The organism is Mycolicibacterium bacteremicum (genome assembly GCF_002086115.1).
Taxonomy (GTDB): Bacteria; Actinomycetota; Actinomycetes; order Mycobacteriales; family Mycobacteriaceae; genus Mycobacterium; species Mycobacterium bacteremicum.
The window spans coordinates 165,748-181,612 of sequence record NZ_MVHJ01000007.1 but is presented as its reverse complement, the minus strand read 5'-3'; the positions used below and the strand labels follow the sequence as shown (position 1 = coordinate 181,612).

Below are 15,865 nucleotides of genomic sequence, written 5' to 3'. Positions count from 1 at the left end.
GATCGGTGACCCGCCCCTCGCCGTCGGCGTCGTGCTGGCCGCGGGCATCGGATCACGGATCGGAGCCGACGGCAACAAGGCGTATCTGACGCTGGCCGGCCGGCCGATGCTGGCCTGGTCGGTGCGCGCGGTCGCCGACACCACCGAGATAGGCCGGGTGATCCTGGTGTACCGGCGCGGTGAGTACGACATGGCCGCCGAGCTGGTGCGCACGGAGTTACCGGACCGCACAATCGAACTCGTCGAGGGCGGCGACAGCCGGCACGAGTCCGAGTTCAACATGCTGCGCCACATCGCGCCCGACATCGATTCCGGCGCCGTCGACGTGGTGCTGATCCACGATGCGGCCCGGCCGCTGGCCGGTCCCGCCATGATGCGCGCCGCCCTGGACACCGCGCGTCGGTTCGGCGGGGCGGTACCCGCCATCGAGGCGGTCGGCCTGGCCCGGTGCACCGCGAGCGGTCCGGCACCGCTCACCGAAGCCGTCGTACGCGTGCAGACGCCACAGGCCTTCCGCGCCGCGCCGCTGCTGGCTGCCTACCGCAGGGCCGACACCGAGGCCTTCGACGGCACCGACACCTCCTCCTGCGTGCAGCATTTCACCGATGTCGACGTGCGGGTGTTCCCGGGCGCGGCAACCAATCTCAAGGTCACCTATCCCCCGGACATCCGGCTCGCCGAACATCTGCTCACCGGCAGGCGATGACGGCCTCCAGCAGCGCCGCGTCCGCGGGCAGTTCGGCGGCCACGGCGTCGGCGTTGCCGGCGACGGTGACCGCACCGGCCAGGTCGTCGACGGTCAGGCGGTCGATTGTCGAACCGCGAGGATACTGCAGCAGTTGCAGCGTGGCGCGGTCGACCGTGGCGGTGATGGCGCCGCCGGCGTCGACGACCTTGACGGTGTCGGTGACCGGCAGCACCGGGATCACCAGCTCGGCGCCGCCGGCCAACGCCTCGGTGACCCGCTCGATCAGATCGCCCGCCAGCAGCGGATGCCGGTGATCGGCGAGCAACACATGGGTGATGTCGTGCCGGCGCAGGTGGCCGGCGGCCGCGGTCAGACAGTCTGCACGACGGTGTGATTCGTCGATCTCGAGGATCTCGGCGGGCAGCCCGTCGAGCGCGGCGACGACCCGGGCGGCCAGCGTCGCCCCGGCGAGCACCAGGATCCGATCGGTCGCGGTGGCCAGCGATCGGACGATCCGGCGCACCGCGGGTTCGCCCGCCAGCGGGGTGAGGGCGGCGGCCGGGTCCTCGTCCGGGGGCAGCGGCAGGATCGCGCAGAGTCTCACGGCCGCCAGGGTAGCGTCACACCGGGTCGAACGCCGCGATGCGCCAGGCACCGTCGACCTTGGACAGCCCGACCTTCACGCTGCTGGTGGAGAACGACCCGTCCGGGTTGTCGGTACTGGTGGTGGACTGATTCAGGAAGACCAGCACCACCGCGCGGTCCGGATACAGCTCGGAGACAGCGGCATTGACCACCGACGCCGAGGTGGTGACGGCGTTCTTCTTGGCCGCCGGGCTGACGATCTGCTCGGTGAACTGGTTGTAGTAATTCAGGAAGTCACCGGTGAGGTGCGAGCGCGCGTTGGTGAAGTCCGTCTCGAGGTTCTCCGGCGAATAGGACAGCAGCGCAATGGTTCCGTCCGAGGCGGCCTTCACGGCGGCGTCGGCCGCGGCGCTACCGGTGGCCTGGTCCGGTCGATACTGCGTCTGATACAGCCATCCGGTGACACCACCGGCAACCGACAACAACACCACCAGCACGATGGCGACCCAGAACCGGCGCAGGGTGCGCCGCACCCGCTGCACGGGGCCCGCGGTCACGGCGCGAACTCCACTTTCGCGACCTTGAGCTGGTCACCGTCGCGGGCCATGCTGACGATCAACCTCCAGGTTCGCGGTTCCTCCTCGGCCCCTTGGGCATTGGTGACCGTCGAGTAGGCGGCCACCAGGACATCGGCGGTGTCCTCGGTCATGTTCTTGACGCCGGTGGCGGTGACGGTGGCGTCGGTGATGACCTTGGACTCCTCGGCCACCCGGATGAAGTCCGCGGACTGGCCCTCGAAGTCCTCCTTGAACGGTCCGGTCGAGTTGTCCACGATCCGCTGGACGTCGTCGGCGGCGCTGTTGAAATTCAACGACATCAGCGTCACCACGCCCTGGCGGGCGGCGGCGGCGAACTCGGCGTTCAGGCTGCGTTGCTGCTCGGCCTGCTGGTGTTTGACGATGATCCAGGCGCTGGTACTGGCCAGTCCCGCGATGCCGAGCACCGCGATGATCACGGCGAGGGCCTTGGCGGCGAACATCACCCGGCGGCGGCGCACCGGCACGGGCGCCGCCTCGCCCGCGTCGCCGTCGACGTCCGCGTCGTCGGCCTCGGTTGTCTCGCTGGTGGCGTCGGATCCCTCGGTGACGGATTCCTCGGTGTCGGATTCCTCGGTGTCGGATTCCGGGGCGGGTGCGGCGGCCGACTCGGCCTCCTGACGCAAGCGCGCCACCTTGGCGCGCGCGGCCTCGGCCGCGGCGGCCGCCTCGGCGGCCAGCGCCTCGGCTTCCTCCGCGGTCAGGTTCTCCTCGGCGCGCTCCATCGATCCGACCATACCGTTCATCGCGCCAGCTCCTGCAGACGATCCTTCATCACCTTGCCGGTCGCGTTGAGCGGTAACTCGTCGAGGAATTCGACCGTGCGGGGCACCTTGTAGCCGGCCATCCGCGCCCGGCTCCAATCGATGAGATCACTCTCGCTGACACCGTCGGCGCCGTTGGCACCACGGTGCAGGACCACGAACGCCTTGCCCACCTGGCCCATCCGGTCGTCGGGCACGCCGATCACGGCAGCCTGGTGGATCGCGGGGTGCTCGAGCAGGAAGCCCTCGATCTCGGCCGGGTAGGCATTGAAGCCGCCGACGATGAACATGTCCTTCTTCCGGCCGACGATCTTGAGCCGGCCGGCATCGTCGAAGGTGCCCAGATCCCCGGTGTGCAGCCACCCGTCGGCGTCGATGGTCTGCGCAGTGGCCTCCGGATCGTTCAGATAGCCCTGCATCACGCTGTAGCCGCGCACCAGTACCTCGCCGTCGTCGGCGATGCGCACCTCGACCCCGTCGCACGGCAGACCGGCGGTGGTGGCGATGTCGGTGAACGAGTCCCCGGGCCGCGACAGCGTCACGGTGCCGGCCTCGGTCAGTCCGTAACCGGTGGCCAGCGTCTGGAACGGAAGCTCTTGGTGCACACGGCGGATGAGTTCGACGGGGATGTCGGCGGCACCGGTGACCCCGGCCCGTAGCGTCGCCAGCCGCGCCTTGTCGGGTACCGCCAGCAATTCGTGATACAGCGTCGGCGCGCCCGGCAGCATGGTGATCCGCTCGGATTCGATGAGGTCGACCACCGCGGGCACATCGAACACCGGCACCGGCAGGATGGTCGCGCCGCGGATCAGCGCGGCGATGCAGCCGGCCTTGTAGCCGAAGGTGTGGAAGAACGGGTTGACGATCAGGTAGCGGTCACCCTCGCGCAGATCGGCCAGCTCACACCACTCGGTGTAAAGCCGCAGCGTCTGTTCGTGATTCATCATCACGCCCTTGGCGCGACCGGTGGTTCCGGAGGTGTAGATGATGTCGGCGGTGTCGGTGCCGCGCAGTCCGGTCGCCACATGAGGGCGCCCGCTGCTCAGGAAGTCCGAGGTGATCTCGATGGCCGGCACCCCGGCCGGGACGCTGAAATCCTGCCCCAGGAAACCGTTCTGGATCAGCACCGCCTTGGCGCCGCTGCGGGTGATGATGTCCGCGGCTTCCTCGGTCTTGAATCTGGTGTTGACCGGGACCACGATCGCGCCTGCGGTCAGCGCACCGAAGGCGGCGATGAGCCAGGCCGCGGAGTTGGGCGCCCAGATCGCCACCCGGTCTGCCCGCGTGATCCCCAAGTCGGCGAAGGCGCCGGCAGCGCGGCAGATCCGGTCGGCCAGCTCGGTGAAGCTGAGTCGCAGTGGCCCGTCGACGACCGCTTCGGAATCACCGAAGCGGTCGCCGACGCTCAAGACCATCTCGGGGATGGTCTCCCACTGTGGGTGGTAAGCCACCAGGGGAACTACGTCGTGATGAGGCGACCCAGGTTGCCGCCCATGATCTTCGCCTGGTCCTCCACCGAGAGATGATCCAGCGCGGTGACATAGTGCGTCGGTTCCGCCAGGCCCTCCGGGTGCGGCCAGTCCGAACCGTAGAGGACCTGGTCGACGCCGATCAGGTTGATCAGATCGTCGATGCCCTCCTCATAGAACGGGCTGACGTAGATCCGGTTCTTGATCTCTTCCATCGGGTTGCCCAGGAAGGCTTCCGGCGCCTTCTTGTAGACCTCGGTCATGGAATCCAGGAGCGGGAACATCCACTTCGAGCCGGCCTCGACGATGCCGACCTTGAGCTTCGGGTGCCGGAACAGCGCGCCGTGAATCACCCAGGACGCCACCGCATCCTGGATCGGACGCCACTCGTTGAGGATGTTCATCGCGTTGGTCTGGAACGGCAGCATCTCTTGCGCGACGCCGTCCCACTCGGAGGTGTAACGCGAGTAGCCGGAGTCCGACGAGTGCATGCCGACGAAGATGTCGTGTTCGACGCAGCGCTCCCAGAACGGATCGAACTCGGGCAGTGCGAACGAGCGCGGCCCGCGGAAGCCGGGTACCGGTGCCGGGCGGATCAGGATGGCCCGGGCACCGCGCGCCACTGCCCACTCCAGTTCCTCGATCGCCTTCTCGACGATGGGCAGCGTGATCACCGGAGTGGTGAAGATACGGCCCTGGTAGTTGAAGCCCCAGACCTCGTGCAGCCACTCGTTGAGCGCGTGGATGATGACGTGGATCGCGACCGGATCATCGGAGAGCCGTTCCTCGATCAGGCTGGCCAGCGTCGGGAACATCAGGCTGCGGTCGACGCCGAGCTCGTCCATCACCTTGATGCGCGGCTCGGGCTCGAAGAACGCCGGGATGGCCTTCATCGGCTCCCCGAACAGTTCGCGCTTGCTCTTGCCATCGGGGTTGCCGTACTTGAAGTACTCCTCCCACGCGCCCGGCTTGGCCACCACCGAGAAGGTGGGGTTCGGGATGTAGTTGGAGATCTGACCCTTGATGGCGATCTTGGTACGTCCGTTGATCTCGACGTACTGGACGATGTCCTTGTACTCCTTCGGGAGGTACTTGGTCATCGCCTCCGGCGGCTCATACAGGTGGTTGTCCGCATCGAAGAGCGGAAATGGAATGTCGACCTTGTGCGACAGCTGCCCCATGGAATTCTCCCTTCCAGTTCGTGAGAATCATATTCTCATGTCTTGCTCGCCGCAATGCCCCTGGGTAATGCGGTTACCAACGACTGTCGGACCCGGAACTTCTGCACCTTGCCGCTGGCGGTGCGCGGCAGGTCCATGCCCGCGGGCACCTCGTGCAGTTCCTCGGGCCATTTCTGCCGGGCGACACCGGCCCCCTCGAAGTGCGCACGCACCTCGGGCAGGGTCGGCATGGCCGCACCGTCCCTGATCCGCAGCACCGCGGCCACCCGCTCACCCAGGCGGTCATCGGGGGCGGCCACCACCACCGCCTCCACCACGGCGGGCATCGCCAGCAGCACCTCCTCGACTTCGAGCGCACTGATGTTCTCGCCACCGCGGATGATCAGGTCGGCAGTGCGGTCGGTGATGGTCAGGTAACCGTCGGCGTCGAGCACCCCGATGTCGCCGGTGCGGTACCAGCCCTCCGCGTCGAAGGCCGTCGCCGTCAGCTCGTCGTCGGTGTAACCCAGGCAGAGATCCGGTCCGCGGCTGAAGATCTCGCCGTCGGGTCCGAGCCGGATCTCCACGCCGGTGCGCACGTTGCCGTCGGTGAACAGCCGCTTGTCCTCGGGAGCGGTCGGTCCGGACCCGGTGATCGAGGGATGCTCGGTGCTGCCGTAGGCGCGGAACACGAACAGTCCCAGGTCGGCCAGCCGCCGGGTGACCGCCGCCGGCACCGTCGACCCGCCGAGTCCGACGGTGGTGAACTTGGCCAGATGCTCGTCGCTGAAGCGCGGGTGATCCATCAGGCTGGTGACGAAGTACGGCGGGCCGCCGCCGATGGACAGCCCGTCGCGTTCGATCAGATCCAGCACCTTGCCCGGATCCCAGACATCGCACAGGTCGATCGGCGCACCCTCGATGACCGGGATGAGGAAGGCGCCGACCATCCCGATGAAATGACCGACCGGGGTGGCCGTGAGCTGCCGGCCGCGATTCGGCGGGTAGTTGGCCAACAGCTGCCGCGTCTCGAAGGCCAGCGTCTGGTGACTGTGGATGACGCCCTTGGGCTGTTTGGTCGTGCCGGAGGTGAAGGCGATCAGCGCCGGCGCGGCCGGGTCGGCGGGCAGGGTGCCCACCAGCGGCTCGTCGGCCAGCAGATCGTCGAAGCCGTGCACGTTCCCGCGCCGGTCGGCCTGTCCCACGAGACCCACGATCGGAACCTCGGCGCACAGGTCCGGCTGGAAGGCCATCCGGCCGAACTGCTCGGTGGACAGGAACACCTTCGGCTTCGCGGTGCCGATGATGTGGGCCAGCTCCTTGCGGCCGTAGAAATGCACGATGGGCACCGTCACCGTGCCCAGCAGTGCCGACGCCCAGAATGCGACGGCGGCTTCCATCCAGTTCGGCAGCTGCATCGCGACCACGTCGCCCGGGCCCACGCCCCGGTCGCGCAGCCCGGCCGCCAGCCGGCGGGCCTGCAGTTCGACCTCGGCGAAGCTGCCCCGGTACGGCCGCACGTCGGAGTGCACGTAGAAGCCGGCCTCGGGGTGGGCGGCCAGGCCCTCGGCCAACATCTGACCGAGCGTTTCCGGGCGCCACCAGCCCTGCTCGACGTAGCGTTCGGTCAGCTCAGCTGGGATGCGACGCACGTTGGTGATGCTATTCTCAGCCAACGAGAATGCCAATATCGGATCTGGAGAATGCTTGATGGTCGACCTCGATGTCGAGGATGGATTGGCGGTCATCACGATCGACCGTCCGCATGCCCGCAACGCGATTTCGTTGGACACCATGGATGCCCTCGGCAAGGCGCTCGACGGTGCCGCCGGCGCCGCGGCCCTGGCGATCACCGGCGGCGGGGACAAGGCCTTCGTATCGGGTGGCGATCTCAAGGAACTCGCCGCGTTGCGCACCGAGGCCGAGGCCGCCGAGATGGCGTGGCGGATGCGCACCATCTGTGATCGCATCGCCGGGTTCCCCGGACCGGTGCTGGCCGCGCTGAACGGGCACGCACTCGGCGGCGGCGCCGAGGTGGCGGTGGCCGCCGACATCCGTATCGCGGCCGACGACATCAAGATCGGCTTCAACCAGATCTCCCTGGCGATCATGCCGGCCTGGGGTGGCGCCGAACGCCTGGGCAAGCTGGTCGGTCGCAGCCGCGCCCTGCTACTCGCCGGCACCGGCCGCATCCTGGACGCCGCAGCGGCCGAACGGGCCGGCCTGATCGACCAGGTGGTGCCGCGCACCGAGTTCGACGCCACCTGGCGCGAGACGGCGCGGCTGCTGGCCCGCCGCCCGGCCGGCGAGATCAAGCGGGTCATCGACGGGGCCACCACCACCGAGGCGGTGTCCGCCTTCGCCCGGCTGTGGGTCTCCGACGAGCACTGGGACGCCGCCGACCGGGTCATGAAGAAGGTCAAGCCGTAGCAGGCCTGACCCAGATGCTTGAGGCCGACTAGCCGATCGGCTACCCTGATGCCCGGCTAGCCGAACGGCTAGCGGAAGCGATGGGCGGGTGCCGATGAACACCAGAGGTCAACGGATCCTGTTGTGGACCGCCCCGCCGGCCGCAATCCTGTTTGCGCTGGCTTTCCTTGTGTTCCCGGTCTTTTCACCACCACTGTCGCCGACCCTGACCCCCGACGAGGTGGCGGCCTTCTTCCGCGACCACACCACCGGGATCCTCGGCGTGGTCATCCTGTGCAATCTGATCGCCGGGTCCCTGGTGCCACTGTTCGCGGTGATCGCCGTGCAGATATCCCGCACCGCGACATCGAGCAGTGTGTTCAGCTACGCGTACGTCATCTGCGTCGGAGTCGGCACCACGGCGTTCATCCTCGCCGATTACTGCTGGGGCGTGGCCGCGTTCCGGCCCGACCGTGACCCTCAGCTGATCAGTCTGCTCAACGACATGGCCTGGTTCTTCTTCATCGCGCCGGTCGGCACCATCGTCGTGCAGAACTTGTGCTTCGCGGTCAGCATCTACCTCGACGAGCGCGCGGATCCGGTATTCCCGCGCTGGGCGGCGCATTTCAACGTCGTCACCGCCATCCTGCTGGTGCCGGGCGCCTTCTCCGTACTGTTCACGACGGGCCCGCTCGCCTGGGACGGCACGGCGACCTTCACGCTGCGGATCGCGGTGCTCGCGAGCTATCTCGTGGTGATGTTCCCGGTGCTGCTGCGGGTGGTGAACCGCCAGGGCAGCGAACAGGCGATCCTCCTGTGAGCGGTGTCGCGACGGCAACACCGGCCCGCGGCGCCGCGGCGCGGCGCAGCAAGCGCGATCAGTGGATCGCCTTCTGGACGGTGCCGGTCTTCTTCACCCTGTTCGGCATCGTGTTCGTCCCGCTGAGTTGGATGATGCCGCCGCGGTCCCCGAGCAGCCCCCAGGCCCAGGTCGTGGACTTCATGCAGTCGCCCAACCTGCTGATCGCCTGCGCCATCCTGACTGCCTGCTTCGGCCTGGCCCCGCTGTCGAATGCGGTGTACCTCAGCCAAATCAAGCGGATGTCGGTGAGCCCGGTGTTCCGGTACTCGCTGCTGGTCGGATCCACGAGTGGAGCCATCGTCGGGATGCTGTTCCCGATGTTCTGCTTCGGCCTCGGGTCGTTCCGCGCCGGATACGATCCCGAAATCCTGCAGATGCTCTACGACTTCGGTTATCTGGCCTACATCGGCTCGCTGGGCTGCTTCTGTGTGATGTGGATGGCGTTCGGGCTCGCAATCATCCTCGACACCAATCGAGTGCTGCCGAAATGGCTCGGCTACTACACGGTCTGGCAATACGTCACCGAGCTGATGGCGGCACCGGTGTGGATCGCCAAATCCGGCCCGTTCGCCTGGAACGGTCTGATGACGTTCTGGTTCGCCATGCTGATCTACGTACCGTGGCAGATCATCGTCTACGTCTGCATCTACCGATCCATCCGGAACCAGCCCGACGACACCGGCGAGAACGCATGACCGACGTGGCGAGCGTAGCGAGATCGCCGGCGAATAACCGTATTCCGGGCGAATCCAGTATGTGGTTCTTCGTCATCGGCGATCTGATCATCTTCGGCGGTTACTTCCTGGCCTATGTCTGGTACCGCGGCCAGCAGCCCGAGGTGTTCCTGGCCGGCCAGGCGCGGGTGAACCTCGGAATCGGAGTGGCGAACACCATCGTGCTACTCACCAGCTCGCTGTTCGTGGCCCTGGGCACCGCGGCGGCTCGCGCCGCACGGACGGCAGAGGCGTTGCGGCTGTTCGTGATCGCGCTGATCTTGGGGGCCGCGTTCCCGGTACTCAAGCTGAGTGAGTACGTGCCGGAGATCCTGGCGGGCAACACACCGGGAACGAATCTGTTCTTCATGTACTACTTCGTCATGACGGGACTACATCTGTGTCACGTCATGTTGGGCCTGGTCATCCTGTCGTTCGTCATCCGGGATCTCAACGGGTCTGCCGCACCGCGGATGTCGTTGATCGAAACCGGCGCCACCTACTGGCACATGGTCGATGTGCTCTGGATCGTACTGTTCGCGTTGCTCTATGTGATGAGGTGAGGCCGGTGACGTCCTATGTCCGCAATCCGTTGACGATCGCATGGGCCGTGCTCACCGCGGTGACGGTGCTGTCCTGGTTGACCGCTCGCGACGGCGGCGCCGCCCACACCCTGAATGCGACCGTCACCGTCGTGGTGCTGGTGATCGCCGCCGTCAAGGCCCACCTGGTGATCTGGTATTTCATGGAGGTCCGACACGCGCCGATGTGGTTGCGGCTCACCATGTCCGGCTGGGTGATCGTCCTGTTCGCTGCGTTACTGGGCCTGTACTTTGCGGGACTCTAGGACGACGGGGCGCTCGGGCGGACCTTGCCGGATGCGGCCTCGAACCCGCTGCCGGCCAGGTCACCGAAGATCTCCTCCAGCGGCAGCGCCTCGCCCTCCAGCTCGCGCAGCCAACGCTCCACGAACTCCAGGGTCTCGGCATGCCCGGCGGACATCCCGAGGGCCTGCTCCATGACCAGCGCCCAGGACAGGCTGGTACCGATCACGGCCCAGACCACCGGCGGCACATCGCCGGGGTCCACTCCGTAGCGCTCCAGCGCGGCCGTCATCGCCACCCGCTGGTCCTCCCGGAAACGCTCCGCGTAATAGCTGATCTCGGCGCGCAACTCCTTGCGATGGTTGGCCAGACCCATGAACTCCATGGTCAACCGGGTCGAGGCGGGATCGGTGCTGAACAACCAGATGGCGCGCAGCGGCTGCGCCGATTTCAGCGCCGCCTCCAGCACCACCAGGCCCTGCTCGGCGCGGCGACGGAAGACCGCCAGGAAGAGTTCGTCCATGGTGCGGAAGTAGTAATGCACCAATTGCGGTTTGAGGCCGGCTCGTTCGGCGACGCGACGTGATGTCACCGCCGCGTAGCTCTCCTCGATCATCAAGACCTCGGCGGCATCGAGCAACACGCCCCGGTTCTTGGCATCCGGCGCACCGATCCTGCGCGTCGTGGCCATCTCGCCTCACTTGTCGCTCGTCTGCCTGAACTGCCGACTGAGATCGTATCGACCCGCCGGTTGTGACCTTGACCACGACTCTACCCACATGCTAAGCAGGTGCACAGCAGTTTCGGCGAACGTCCGCCCCCACCCCACAGCCCGGGAGAACCACCCACCATGAGCGAATACGCGACCCTGGATTTTCTGACAGACCAGTCGCTGGTGCCCAACCCGTACCCCTACTTCGACTATCTGCGCGAGCAGAACCCGGTGCTGCAGGTCCCGCCGTGGGGCTGCTACGCGGTCACCGGCTACGAGGAAGCGGTCGCGGTCTACAAGAACACCGATGCGTTCTCCAACGCGGTCGCGCTCGGCGGACCGTTCCCGCCGCTGCCGTTCACGCCCGAGGGTGACGACATCTCCGAGCAGCTCGAGGCGCACCGCCACCTACTGCCGATGTTCGAGCACATGGTCACGATGGACCCGCCCGACCACACCAAGGCCCGCTCCCTGCTGAACCGGCTGCTGACCCCGCGCCGGCTCAAGGAGAACGAGGACTTCATGTGGAAGCTGGCCGATGTCCAGCTCGACGAGTTCCTCGACAACGGCAAGTGCGAGTTCCTCGCCGAGTACGCAAAGCCGTTCTCGCTGTTGGTGATCGCCGACCTGCTCGGCGTACCCGAGGAGGACCACAAGCAGTTCCGCACCAAGCTCGGCGCCGACCGCCCGGGCGCGCGGGTCGGTTCACTTGAGCAGGAGGTCGTCGACGAGAACCCGCTGCAGTTCCTCGACGATAAGTTCATCGCCTACCTCGAGGATCGTCGCGCCAACCCGCGCGAGGACGTGCTGACCTCACTGGCCACCGCGCTCTACCCCGACGACTCGGTGCCGCCGGTGATCGAGGTGGTGCGCTCGGCGACCTTCCTGTTCGCCGCCGGTCAGGAGACCACCACCAAGCTGCTCAGCGCCGCCATGCGGGTGCTGGCCGAAAATCCCGAGGTGCAGCAGAAGCTGCGCGACGACCGCAGCCTCATCCCGACCTTCATCGAGGAATCGCTACGACTGGAGAGCCCGGTCAAATGCGACTTCCGGTTGGCCCGCAAGACCACCGAGGTCGCCGGGGTGCGGATCCCGGCGGGCTCGCCGGTGATGGTGCTCCCGGGGGCGGTGAACCGCGACCCCAGCCGCTTCGAGAATCCGCACGAGTTGCGGTTGGACCGCAAGAACGTGCGCGAGCACATGGCGTTCGGCCGCGGTGTGCACTCCTGCCCCGGCGGACCGCTGGCGCGCGTGGAGGGACGGGTGTCCATCGAGCGGATCCTCGACCGGATGGGCGACATCACGGTCGACCCGGAGAAGCACGGACCCATCGGCGACCAGAACTTCAACTACGAGCCGACGTTCGTGCTGCGCGGCCTGACCGAACTCAACATCACCTACACCCCGCTGGGCTGAGACCCACCCATACCCCCTCGGGACCTCGGCGCGTCCACGCTCGCCCAGCGAGTGTGGACGCGCCGATGTCGTCGGTCGAGCAAACACGTCTCATGATTTCTGTTTTGGAGAATGGTATTCTCCGATTAAGCAAGGCAGAGATCGTCGATTCCCGGTGCCGAGCGGCGCACGCGTTCTATGCTCAGCCGAAGACGCCGAACCGTGGAGGAACACTGTGAAATCCGTCGTGGTGCACGCCGCGGTCGTCGCGGCGGTCGTCAGTCTGGCCGGTGCCCCCGCGGCCGCCGCCGAACCCGTTCTGCACCACGTGAAGTACACCGTCGGCGCGAGTGAGCCGATGCAGGCCGTGATCTACTACCGCGACACCCAGCCGCCGAGCTGGGCGGACTACAGCCACAACCCGTATGTCTTCAGCCCGAAGGCCGAGGCGGAGCTGGGTCCCGGCAAGCCGTGGGTGCTGGAGGCCATGCTGGCCGACCCGAACCAATGGGCCATGGTCGTGGCCACCACTCCCCCGCACACACCTCCATTGGCCGAACCCGGGTTCGTGTGCGAATTACGGGTCGATGACGTCGTGGTCGCCACCGACGCCGGGCCCAAGGGCGCGCTCTGCTCACTGCGCACCTGGTAGCAGCATCGTCTCGCATCGGCGCTCGGGTAGCGTGAGTGGTCGATGGCTGCCCACATGACGGACAGGAGGTCCGATGCGTTTCCGCAAGTCCGGCAAATCGGTGACTCCTGACGAGTTGACCACCACCGCCCAGGAATTGGAGCCCGAGACCGCGACCGACCCGGACACCGCGTTGGCGCTCGCCGAGGCCGAGGCCGCCGCTGCGGAGGCCACCGCCGAGGCAGCCCGCGCCCGCGCCGAGGAGATCCGACTCAAGAGCGAAAGTCCGGCCGAGGCAACCGAACAGGGCGCCGAGGTCGAGGAGTCCGATGCCGGGGACACCGCGGTGTCCGACACCGAGCCGGCCACGGAGTCGGCCACCGAATCGGCCACCGAGGACGACGAGGACGACGAGGTCGCCGAGGACGACGAGGTCGCCGAGGACGAACCCGACGCACCCGCGCCCCGGGCCGGCGGCGCCGGTCGCGTTCTGCGCTGGGCGGCGGCCACCATCGCCATGCTGAGCATCGGAGCACTCGTCACCGTCAGCGTCCTGATGGTCATGCACCATCGCAACGTGGAAGACGAGCAGCGCCAGGCCGCCGAGTACGCGGCCGCGGCGAAACAGAGCGTCGTCACCCTGATGTCCTTGGACTTCAACAGCGTCGACGAGGACGTCCAGCGCATCATCGACAACTCGACCGGCGATTTTCGCAAGGAGTTCGAGGGCCAGGCCAAGGACTTCGCGACCGTCGCCAAGGAGTCCAAGGTGGTCACCGAGGCAACGGCCACCGCCGCTGCCGTCGAGTCGATGACCGACAACGACGCCGTCGTCCTGGTGACCGCGACCTCCACCGTCACCAACACCTCCGGCGCCGAGCAGGAACCGCGCACCTGGCGCCTGACGGTGAACCTGACCCGTGACGGTGACCAGATCAAGATGTCGAAAGTCGAGTTCGCACCGTGACATCCCGCACCCGCAATCCCATCCTGCAACGGTGGCTCGCGCCGGCATTGCTGATCGTGCTGCTGCTGGCCTCCGTCGGTGTGGCGGCCTGGCTCTACTTCACCGATTACCGCGCCGACCAACAGGTCGACGCAACCGCCAGACAGGCCGTCCTGACCGCCGCCGACGACGGCGCCGTGGCGCTGCTGTCGTACTCACCGGCCACGCTCGACGCGGATTTCGCCAACGCCAAGGATCGCCTCACCGGCGACTTCCTGTCGTACTACACGCAATTCACCGATGAGATCGTGGCACCGGCGGCACGGGAGAAGCAGGTCCAGACATCTGCCGCGGTCGTCCGCAAGGCGATCATCGACATCGAACCCGATCGCGCCGAGGTGCTGCTGTTCCTGAACCAGACGACGACGAGCAAGGAGAACCCGGACGGCTCCTACTCGGCCAGCGCGGTGAAGGCAGTGCTGGAGAAGCGCGACAATACCTGGCTGATCTCGGCTTTCGACCCGGTCTAGAGACGGACCAGCGCGAACGTCCAGACGTTCATCCCGGGCGGACCGTTGAAACAGCCGACATCGAAGCGTGATTCGACGGTGCCGGCCAACGTGACGGCATCCCAGCTGTAGGTGTCCTTGGTGGGCATGACGTGGCCGGGGCACCGCAGTCCGTCGGGAACATCGGTGGTGTAGGACCATCGGCCGTCCACCAGATGGGCCTCCCCGCCGTAGTACGCACCGAACTTCGGGCGGGGAATCGCCTGTATCGAAACGCAGTCCGGAGTGGGTGTGTCGTACTGGTCGTAGTCCTCGCACGGATAGACCGCCCACACCCAGGACGCATCGGTCCAGCGGTTGCTCCACACCTCGTAGTTGCCCAGCCGTAGCTCGGCGTCCGCGGGGGCCGCCACCACGGTCGCGGCGGCGATGGGGGTGAGCGCGGCGGCCAGCAGTGCCTTTTTCATGGTGGTCCTCATCGGATGGGATCGGATGCCGAGACGTCCCCGCGCAGCCAACGGCTGAAACCGTTCTTTGTCACGCAGGTCAGGAACAGCCCGTCGGGAGACTGTGCCATCTCGCCGTCATAGCTCGAGCACAGCGCCCCCTCGGCCTTCACCCCGTGCATCTCGGTGGCCCGGAACCAGCGTGGCTCGTAGCGGCGCGGCGAGCCACAGAAGACCAGCCGGCCCCAGGATGTCACGCCGAACGCGTAGTAGGTGGTGTTGGTGCAATAGGAACCGAGCACGATGTTGGGCGCGATACCCGGCGTGCACGCGGGTTCGTTGCAGTCGTGCAGCATCGGCGGTTCGACGGCCGGCGGCGCCGGCGGCGCCGGGTCCGCGGCCGCCGCGGGCGGCGAGATCACCGCCACCGCCGGCGCCGAAATCACCGCCGCCACAGCGAATGCCACGGCCAGCAGACCCTTGAAGACGCGCATGATGCCCACCTTTGCATATCGCGGTAACAAAGTTCTCGCAAACTGCGAGGGTCGCTCTACTTCGGCATTACGCTGGAGCGCGAGAGAACTCGAAGAGTGTGAGGAGACGTCATGCGTGCACTCCGTACTGCAGCAGGCGCAGCAACGATACTGATCGGCACGGCCGCCGGGGCGGGTCTCGCGCCGCCGGCGCACGCCGACCTCAACATCGCGCTCAACGGCACCTACCGCGTCATCTCCAACGGGGAGTGGGCCAAGACCAACGAGGTCTTCATGGACGAGGCGGTCCAGGTCTCCTTCTGGACGTTCGCCACCAGTTGCACCGACGCCCAGACGTGCGACGGCACGGTCAGCAGCGACAAGGGCTGGACGGCCCCGGCCCAGTACCGGATCAACCGCTGGATCGTCGAACTCGAGCATCCGAACTGGCTGCCGTGCCCGGACGGCAGCCGGGCGACCGGCTACCAGCGTTTCCAGTTCTTCGGCAACGATGACAACGGCCAGGTCGACGTCGACAATCTGCAGCGGCTCTCCGGATTCGACCGGACCGAGGGACCCGGTGGCGCCTGCGGCCGCAACACGCCAACGGTCATCGAGATGCCGCTGCGCCTCGACCGGGTGTAGCGCCCTCCCCCGCACCGCGGACACACCGGACATCCCCG

At 67.1% G+C, this 15,865-nt stretch carries 19 protein-coding genes and 1 pseudogene; 11 read left to right on the top strand and 9 right to left on the bottom strand.

Annotated features, from left to right (window positions below; all coding sequences use genetic code 11):
• The first annotated feature begins 1 nt into the window (after position 1).
• Positions 2 to 706 carry an IspD/TarI family cytidylyltransferase gene (locus BST17_RS10930; protein WP_165762265.1) on the top strand — a complete coding sequence of 235 codons (705 nt, stop codon included), beginning with the start codon at positions 2 to 4 and terminating at the stop codon, positions 704 to 706.
• Here the strand turns inward: BST17_RS10930 and BST17_RS10925 are convergent.
• The 6 genes and pseudogenes from BST17_RS10925 to BST17_RS10900 all read right to left on the bottom strand — a co-directional run bounded on the left by BST17_RS10925 (position 690) and on the right by BST17_RS10900 (position 6,914).
• On the bottom strand, positions 690 to 1,292 hold the full coding sequence (locus BST17_RS10925) for a 2-C-methyl-D-erythritol 4-phosphate cytidylyltransferase (protein ID WP_207573613.1): 603 nt from the start codon (positions 1,290 to 1,292) through the stop codon (positions 690 to 692). The two genes, BST17_RS10930 and BST17_RS10925, sit on opposite strands and share 17 nt — an antisense overlap.
• 16 nt (positions 1,293 to 1,308) lie before the next feature.
• Positions 1,309 to 1,743 (bottom strand): annotated as a pseudogene (locus BST17_RS10920) (hypothetical protein); the annotation flags it as partial.
• 83 nt (positions 1,744 to 1,826) lie between these two features.
• Positions 1,827 to 2,615 (bottom strand): Rv1363c family protein, encoded by a 789-nt coding sequence (locus BST17_RS29265; RefSeq protein ID WP_083057829.1) that lies wholly within the window; start codon positions 2,613 to 2,615, stop codon positions 1,827 to 1,829.
• On the bottom strand, positions 2,612 to 4,084 hold the full coding sequence (locus BST17_RS10910; RefSeq protein ID WP_083057828.1) for a FadD3 family acyl-CoA ligase: 1,473 nt from the start codon (positions 4,082 to 4,084) through the stop codon (positions 2,612 to 2,614). Before BST17_RS10910 ends, BST17_RS29265 begins: the two co-directional genes overlap by 4 nt.
• Positions 4,085 to 4,092: 8 nt before the next feature.
• On the bottom strand, positions 4,093 to 5,283 hold the full coding sequence (locus BST17_RS10905; protein WP_083057827.1) for an amidohydrolase family protein: 1,191 nt from the start codon (positions 5,281 to 5,283) through the stop codon (positions 4,093 to 4,095).
• A gap of 35 nt (positions 5,284 to 5,318) precedes the next feature.
• Positions 5,319 to 6,914 (bottom strand): AMP-binding protein, encoded by a 1,596-nt coding sequence (locus BST17_RS10900; RefSeq protein WP_083057945.1) that lies wholly within the window; start codon positions 6,912 to 6,914, stop codon positions 5,319 to 5,321.
• Positions 6,915 to 6,972: 58 nt separating this feature from the next.
• Between BST17_RS10900 and BST17_RS10895 the strand changes: the two genes are divergently transcribed.
• The 5 genes from BST17_RS10895 (at position 6,973) to BST17_RS10875 (ending at position 10,093) form a co-directional block, all read left to right on the top strand.
• Positions 6,973 to 7,692 carry an enoyl-CoA hydratase/isomerase family protein gene (locus BST17_RS10895; RefSeq protein ID WP_083057826.1) on the top strand — a complete coding sequence of 240 codons (720 nt, stop codon included), beginning with the start codon at positions 6,973 to 6,975 and terminating at the stop codon, positions 7,690 to 7,692.
• Between the two features lie 94 nt (positions 7,693 to 7,786).
• Positions 7,787 to 8,491, top strand: a complete 705-nt coding sequence (locus BST17_RS10890; protein ID WP_083057825.1) for a hypothetical protein — start codon at positions 7,787 to 7,789, stop codon at positions 8,489 to 8,491.
• Positions 8,488 to 9,228, top strand: a complete 741-nt coding sequence (locus tag BST17_RS10885) for a hypothetical protein (protein ID WP_083057824.1) — start codon at positions 8,488 to 8,490, stop codon at positions 9,226 to 9,228. The genes BST17_RS10890 and BST17_RS10885 overlap by 4 nt, the downstream gene beginning before the upstream one ends.
• A gap of 59 nt (positions 9,229 to 9,287) precedes the next feature.
• A complete protein-coding gene (locus tag BST17_RS10880; RefSeq protein ID WP_407937743.1) occupies positions 9,288 to 9,809 on the top strand; it encodes a cytochrome c oxidase subunit 3 in 522 nt (173 codons plus the stop codon).
• Between the two features lie 5 nt (positions 9,810 to 9,814).
• Entirely contained in the window at positions 9,815 to 10,093 is a 279-nt protein-coding gene (locus BST17_RS10875) for a cytochrome C oxidase subunit IV family protein (protein WP_083057944.1), read from the top strand.
• Here BST17_RS10875 and BST17_RS10870 read toward each other — a convergent pair.
• Positions 10,090 to 10,761 carry a TetR/AcrR family transcriptional regulator gene (locus BST17_RS10870; protein WP_083057822.1) on the bottom strand — a complete coding sequence of 224 codons (672 nt, stop codon included), beginning with the start codon at positions 10,759 to 10,761 and terminating at the stop codon, positions 10,090 to 10,092. The genes BST17_RS10875 and BST17_RS10870 overlap by 4 nt on opposite strands.
• Before the next feature lie 159 nt (positions 10,762 to 10,920).
• Between BST17_RS10870 and BST17_RS10865 the strand changes: the two genes are divergently transcribed.
• From BST17_RS10865 to BST17_RS10850, 4 genes are all read left to right on the top strand, one after another.
• Positions 10,921 to 12,198 (top strand): cytochrome P450, encoded by a 1,278-nt coding sequence (locus tag BST17_RS10865; protein WP_083057821.1) that lies wholly within the window; start codon positions 10,921 to 10,923, stop codon positions 12,196 to 12,198.
• A gap of 214 nt (positions 12,199 to 12,412) precedes the next feature.
• On the top strand, positions 12,413 to 12,829 hold the full coding sequence (locus BST17_RS10860) for an Rv2576c family protein (RefSeq protein ID WP_083057820.1): 417 nt from the start codon (positions 12,413 to 12,415) through the stop codon (positions 12,827 to 12,829).
• Between the two features lie 73 nt (positions 12,830 to 12,902).
• Complete coding sequence (locus BST17_RS10855) at positions 12,903 to 13,775, top strand: Rv1363c family protein (protein WP_083057818.1); 873 nt, start codon at positions 12,903 to 12,905, stop codon at positions 13,773 to 13,775.
• Positions 13,772 to 14,284 carry a twin-arginine translocation pathway signal gene (locus BST17_RS10850; protein ID WP_083057817.1) on the top strand — a complete coding sequence of 171 codons (513 nt, stop codon included), beginning with the start codon at positions 13,772 to 13,774 and terminating at the stop codon, positions 14,282 to 14,284. The genes BST17_RS10855 and BST17_RS10850 overlap by 4 nt, the downstream gene beginning before the upstream one ends.
• Here the strand turns inward: BST17_RS10850 and BST17_RS10845 are convergent.
• Both BST17_RS10845 and BST17_RS10840 read right to left on the bottom strand, forming a co-directional pair.
• Positions 14,281 to 14,742 (bottom strand): hypothetical protein, encoded by a 462-nt coding sequence (locus tag BST17_RS10845; protein WP_407937742.1) that lies wholly within the window; start codon positions 14,740 to 14,742, stop codon positions 14,281 to 14,283. The two genes, BST17_RS10850 and BST17_RS10845, sit on opposite strands and share 4 nt — an antisense overlap.
• Entirely contained in the window at positions 14,739 to 15,203 is a 465-nt protein-coding gene (locus BST17_RS10840) for a hypothetical protein (RefSeq protein WP_234807625.1), read from the bottom strand. The genes BST17_RS10845 and BST17_RS10840 overlap by 4 nt, the downstream gene beginning before the upstream one ends.
• Positions 15,204 to 15,314: 111 nt before the next feature.
• Between BST17_RS10840 and BST17_RS10835 the strand changes: the two genes are divergently transcribed.
• Positions 15,315 to 15,827 (top strand): Rv2253/PknI dimerization domain-containing protein, encoded by a 513-nt coding sequence (locus BST17_RS10835; protein ID WP_083057814.1) that lies wholly within the window; start codon positions 15,315 to 15,317, stop codon positions 15,825 to 15,827.
• Positions 15,828 to 15,865: the final 38 nt, after the last annotated feature.

Coding starts and splice junctions, on each gene's coding strand:
- BST17_RS29265 (WP_083057829.1), bottom strand. CDS start 2,615: ATGAACGGTATGGTCGGATCGATGGAGCGCGCCGAGGAGAACCTGACC.
- BST17_RS10905 (WP_083057827.1), bottom strand. CDS start 5,283: ATGGGGCAGCTGTCGCACAAGGTCGACATTCCATTTCCGCTCTTCGAT.
- BST17_RS10895 (WP_083057826.1), top strand. CDS start 6,973: ATGGTCGACCTCGATGTCGAGGATGGATTGGCGGTCATCACGATCGAC.
- BST17_RS10890 (WP_083057825.1), top strand. CDS start 7,787: ATGAACACCAGAGGTCAACGGATCCTGTTGTGGACCGCCCCGCCGGCC.
- BST17_RS10880 (WP_407937743.1), top strand. CDS start 9,288: ATGTGGTTCTTCGTCATCGGCGATCTGATCATCTTCGGCGGTTACTTC.
- BST17_RS10870 (WP_083057822.1), bottom strand. CDS start 10,761: ATGGCCACGACGCGCAGGATCGGTGCGCCGGATGCCAAGAACCGGGGC.
- BST17_RS10865 (WP_083057821.1), top strand. CDS start 10,921: ATGAGCGAATACGCGACCCTGGATTTTCTGACAGACCAGTCGCTGGTG.
- BST17_RS10855 (WP_083057818.1), top strand. CDS start 12,903: ATGCGTTTCCGCAAGTCCGGCAAATCGGTGACTCCTGACGAGTTGACC.
- BST17_RS10845 (WP_407937742.1), bottom strand. CDS start 14,742: ATGAGGACCACCATGAAAAAGGCACTGCTGGCCGCCGCGCTCACCCCC.
- BST17_RS10840 (WP_234807625.1), bottom strand. CDS start 15,203: ATGCGCGTCTTCAAGGGTCTGCTGGCCGTGGCATTCGCTGTGGCGGCG.
- BST17_RS10835 (WP_083057814.1), top strand. CDS start 15,315: ATGCGTGCACTCCGTACTGCAGCAGGCGCAGCAACGATACTGATCGGC.